General features: G+C 55.8%; 6 protein-coding genes. 2 read left to right on the top strand and 4 right to left on the bottom strand.

The window, feature by feature from the left end; genetic code table 11:
- Window positions 1-130: transposase (locus tag Q7L05_RS16940; RefSeq protein WP_303909268.1), on the bottom strand; the 130-nt coding region annotated here is incomplete at its 3' end.
- 97 nt (window positions 131-227) lie between these two features.
- On the opposite strand from Q7L05_RS16940, the gene Q7L05_RS16935 reads away from it, so the two are divergent.
- Together Q7L05_RS16935 and Q7L05_RS16930 are read left to right on the top strand one after the other, a co-directional pair.
- On the top strand, window positions 228-1,247 hold the full coding sequence (locus Q7L05_RS16935; RefSeq protein WP_303909422.1) for an HD domain-containing protein: 1,020 nt from the start codon (window positions 228-230) through the stop codon (window positions 1,245-1,247).
- A gap of 314 nt (window positions 1,248-1,561) precedes the next feature.
- Window positions 1,562-1,984 (top strand): methyltransferase family protein, encoded by a 423-nt coding sequence (locus tag Q7L05_RS16930; RefSeq protein ID WP_317623153.1) that lies wholly within the window; start codon window positions 1,562-1,564, stop codon window positions 1,982-1,984.
- 313 nt (window positions 1,985-2,297) lie between these two features.
- On the opposite strand, the gene Q7L05_RS16925 is transcribed toward Q7L05_RS16930, so the two are convergent.
- The 3 genes from Q7L05_RS16925 to Q7L05_RS16915 all read right to left on the bottom strand — a co-directional run bounded on the left by Q7L05_RS16925 (window position 2,298) and on the right by Q7L05_RS16915 (window position 4,397).
- A complete protein-coding gene (locus tag Q7L05_RS16925) occupies window positions 2,298-2,963 on the bottom strand; it encodes a TVP38/TMEM64 family protein (protein WP_303909419.1) in 666 nt (221 codons plus the stop codon).
- A 40-nt stretch (window positions 2,964-3,003) separates the two neighbouring features.
- Window positions 3,004-3,738 (bottom strand): SDR family oxidoreductase, encoded by a 735-nt coding sequence (locus Q7L05_RS16920; protein WP_303909417.1) that lies wholly within the window; start codon window positions 3,736-3,738, stop codon window positions 3,004-3,006.
- A 71-nt stretch (window positions 3,739-3,809) separates the two neighbouring features.
- Window positions 3,810-4,397 carry a Crp/Fnr family transcriptional regulator gene (locus Q7L05_RS16915; protein ID WP_303909416.1) on the bottom strand — a complete coding sequence of 196 codons (588 nt, stop codon included), beginning with the start codon at window positions 4,395-4,397 and terminating at the stop codon, window positions 3,810-3,812.
- Between the last annotated feature and the right edge of the window lie 198 nt (window positions 4,398-4,595).

The raw sequence follows: 4,595 nt of genomic DNA, 5'->3' as shown, positions 1-4,595 counted from the left end.
CCTGCTTGCGCCAGTTGTACAGGGTTGCCTCTGAAACCCTTTCCTCCCGCGCCAGCTCCTTGATCGTCTTGTTCTCCGGCGGCAGCATTTTCTTCAATACCGCCTCTTTTCTCTCTGCGGAATACCTCACTTTTTCACTCCGTACCGCCCCCTAGTAATTTGCTGTTAGAGTCTATCAAAGAGAGCGGACATCTATCGTGACACAAGGGGGGAGTGTTTCACATCCAATGCAGTACGAAGACGAGTTGTACGGCAAGGTCGAGATTACAGAACCAGTGCTGTTGGAGTTAATGGCAAGCCGCGCGATGCAAAGGATGAAGGGAATTGCCCAGCATGGCATAACGGCCCTTCTTGGGATTACGCCTCCGTTCAGCCGTTTCGACCATTCTGTGGGGGCAATGCTTCTCGTTCGTCGCCTCGGCGCCACGGTCCAGGAGCAGATCGCGGCGCTGCTCCATGACATCAGCCATACAGCCTTCAGTCATGTCATCGACTTTGTGTTTGATGACCAAAGTGGACAAAGCTACCACGAAGAAAAGAAGGAAGAGATCGTTGTTAACTCTGATATTCCCGCAATTCTGAACCGTCACGGCATGGATTGGCGCCAATTCATGGACGAAGAACAATTTCCCCTGCTTGAACAGCCTTCACCTGCACTGTGCGCTGATAGATTGGATTACTTCTTGAGAGATGTGGAGTTCCTCAAGCTCGCTAATCGCAGCGAAATACGTGCCGCGCTTGAGTCCTTTGTGGTCGCCGAGGGACAGATCGCAATCAACAAATTGGATGCCGCGCGTTGGCTGGCGTACACGTTTATTGAGGCAGATCGCGCAAGCTGGTCGAGCTTCCGAGAGGTCGGCCTTTACCAACTCACAGCGGAGGCGATTAAGATCGCTAACCGGTGCGGACTTATCGAGGAAGCGGACCTGTGGGGCTCTGATGAATCCCTCTGGAGCAAGCTCCAGTCAGCGGACCATCCCGAGGTTACGTCGGTGGTAAGACAGATTACCCCAGGGACACGCTTCACCTGGAGCGAAGAGGATGCGGTATTCCATGTGGCAACTAAAGTACGGAGCATAGATCCCCCGGTCGCTAATGGAGGAACAGTGGTTCCGCTGTCGGCCCTGGACCCGATCTTTGCGCGCTATCGAAAGGAGTACTTGGCTGGCAAGCAAAGGCAGTGGCCGATGGGGGTCGTGAATGCGCCCAGCACCATCACAAAAGGGGACGGCGGGGTTTTTGTCTAATCTTCTTGCGTTGCGAAGCCTAAGAAATCATCCGCAAAGCGTTTATGTATGGCTAGACCGCGACGCATTGAGTTTTCGGGGGTGCTCTACCTCGTTTCGATGCCCGGACGTTTCTACCACAGCAGGATGGGATCGGGGGCTTGCGTGAGGAGTTTTTCTTCTGCGCGAGTGAGTGTGATTGGAGAGCCCGGTGCGGGAAAACCGCACGCCGGGATCTGTGCAGGGGGCATCGGGTAACCGGCGTTCCTACTGCGACGGCTTTAAAGGCGCACATCGTGCAAGTTCTTGAGCTTCGAATCCCCCCAGTTTTGCAGATGATTATAGTCGCGGTTGGGATGTGGGTTTTTTCAGTAGTATTTCCTGCTCTGAATGCACCTGTCAGCAGCACGATGGGTCTGTCGGCTAGCTCTATTTCCCTCGGAGTAATAGTTGCAGTGCTTGGGGTGCTAGAGTTCAGAAGGGCTAATACGACTGTTGACCCTCGTTTTCCCGATAGATCTTCACGGTTGGTGGTAAGCGGGGTCTATCGCATCAGCAGAAATCCCATGTATCTCGGATTTTTCTTGGTATTGTTCGGGTGGGCGTGGTACCTGATGAACTATTTGGCATTTTTGTTACTTCCTTTATTCGTTGTTTACATGAATTGCTTTCAGATCCAGCCCGAGGAACGGTATATGGCCCAGAAATTCGGAGATGAATTCGATAAGTATGCAGCCAGGGTACGCCGATGGATATAACAACTCGGTGCGCCCGGAAAAATTACTCGCTACGCTGATAATTTTCCGGTGAGTCCGACGCTTACCTTTCCCCTGCGCTCCAGGGCAACGCGCGGTTTACGTGGGGCATTCGGTGTCGAGGATCAATGGGGTCGGAGTCATTGATTTGGTGGGGGTAATCTTGAGACGAGTTACAGGGAGTTCCCGTCATGGCCCGTTTGCCCCGACTCTATCTGCCTGGATGTGCCCAGCATGTCATACAGCGTGGGGAAATCCGGGGTCAGGTCTTTCCTCGTGCGTTTAACACGAAAATCCGGGATTTCCGGACTCTCCTTCAGGAAGGCTTGGCGGGTGCCCGGTTCATTCGCTTCAGCAGCAGGTAGCCCCCCATCCAGAGGGTGACTGACAGGCCAATGGCCGTGAAGATGGCTGGCATAGGTTTGCTGAAGCTGCTGATCGATCCGGCGTAGGTCGCAATCAGGGCATAAGGCAGGGAGCCAGTGGTAAACAGAAGTAGAAATCTGGAGAACCGCATTCCGGTGGCCCCTGCCATGCAACAACTTACCTCGGGCAAGATCGGTATGGCACGGCAAACAAGGAGTGCCGCCGGGCCCAATCGGTTGAATGCATTGCGCATCTCACTCAACTGCTCTTGGCTGCGGTATATTCGGTTGAGTAACCGCCAGCCGTGGGCGCGGCTGATGAGGTAGCCGCTGACTCCGGCTAAGGAATAACCCAGCATTACGACGATAGGTGCGAGCGGCCATCCGAGCAGGTAGCCGGCGAGTATCGTGACGGTTAAGGTAGGCACGGCAAAGATTAGATCGGCCGCCAACAGGCTGATGACCACGGCTGCTATGTAGGCCGGATGAGAGTGTTCTATGGCGGCAAGAGTGGCTTTGACCTGTTCGGTAGTAAGAAGCCCTATCGCATTGGCGAGTGAAAAGAGGCTGACAAAAAACAGTGCCAGCGCCAGCATGGTTTTTAGCAGGTGCCCCATATCCCTTCCCCCGTCGTTCGAAGACCCAAGCTGGTTTGATTCAGCTATCCCGCAGAATGGCGTAGGCGAGTCGGGGCCAAAGGCGGTGTATCAGTAACAGCAAGCGCGTGCGTTCAATGGGTATGGTGTGCCGTCCTTTCGTGATGCCTCGCAGGGCATCATCAACCAGACGCTGGGGGCTGATCTTCCCCTTTTCGGGCCGGTCCCGGGTCATTGCGGTGTCCACCAGCGCCGGTAGTACTTCAAACACTTCGATGGGCGTTCCGCGCAGTTGATAGCGCAACGTCCGGGTAAAGCTGTGCAGACCGGCCTTGGCGGCGCAGTAGACCGGCGCGCTCTGTTTCGGCACGACCGCCAGCGCCGAGGTGATGTTGACAATGGCGCCGCGTTCACGGCTCAACAGCGGCAGCAAGTGGTGAGTGAGCTGCACTTGTGCCACTAAATTGATGCTGAACTCCTCGGCGATGGTGTGCCACAGGTCCGGCTGTTCGAGCAACTTGTATTGCCGCTGTATACCGGCGTTGTTGATTAGTATGTTGATCTGGCCGTAGCGCGATGCGAGGTGCCTGAACAGTTCCCGGACCTCGGCAGCGTCGGTAATGTCGCACCGCACCGTATCCAGCTGCCGATTGCGCGAATGGGCACGAGCCAGCTTTTCGCTGTCGCGACCACAGATGATTACCCGGTTGTCACGTTCCAGCAGCGCCTCGGCGAAAGCCAGGCCGATACCGCTGCTACCGCCCGTGATGAGAATGGTTAGATCGTTGAGATTCATGCCCCTGCCTCTGTCTGTGCTTGCTATGGGACAGAGTGCAGGGTTTTATCAGTCCGGTTCATTAACCCATGTTAATAAGCCTTGATGCGGGTGCGGATGCGGGAGAGAGCGACATCGGTGATTCCGAGGTAGGAGGCGATGTGATACTGCGGTATGCGTTTGGCGAGCCGCGGATATGCAGCGAGGAAGTTGAGATAACGGGTTTCTGTGGAGTCCAGCAAAAACTCGGCCTCCCGTGCCTCCGTTTTCAAGGCGACTTGTTCTGCCAGGAGCCGCCCCAGTCGTTCCCACTCGGGGTACTGCTGCCACAACTGCGTGCGCTGCGCATCGCCGAGGGCCAACGTTTCGGTCTCTTCCAGGGCCTGGATGGAAAACCGACAGGGCTGCCGGGCAAGGATGCTACGCATGCAGCCAACGAATTGGCCCTCGGCGGCGAATGACTTGTTGTACTCCCGGCCATCCTCGGTTGTATAGACAAAACGGACCAAGCCATGAGCGACGAAGTAGAGATTGGCGTTACTCTCCCCCGCGCGCAGCAGGTAGTCGGTTTTCGCGAAGTGGACCGGCTTGAGGGCGTCCGCGAACGCGGCTCCCGCCGCAGCCGAGAACGGCGTCAGCTGTTCGATAGTCGTGAACAGTTTGGCTATTGAATCGGTCAATGCCATTTTCCCGAGCGGGAGTCGGATAAGACCTGGTATTGTACCATTACGGCTATTTTTGATGCTTGATCAGAACGGCGGGCTACTGCAACTTCGGAAAGAGCGACAGGGTGAAACGCCGGAGGGCGAATCAATGACGAACATTCAGCCGTCATTGCGAGCCGTACCCGCCGCTGCGCGGCCCCGAATCGATGACGA

The organism is Thiohalomonas denitrificans, from assembly GCF_016841685.1.
Taxonomy (GTDB): Bacteria; Pseudomonadota; Gammaproteobacteria; order Thiohalomonadales; family Thiohalomonadaceae; genus Thiohalomonas; species Thiohalomonas denitrificans_A.
Note: the sequence above shows the minus strand (reverse complement) of the source record. Positions and strands in the feature narration are given on the sequence as shown.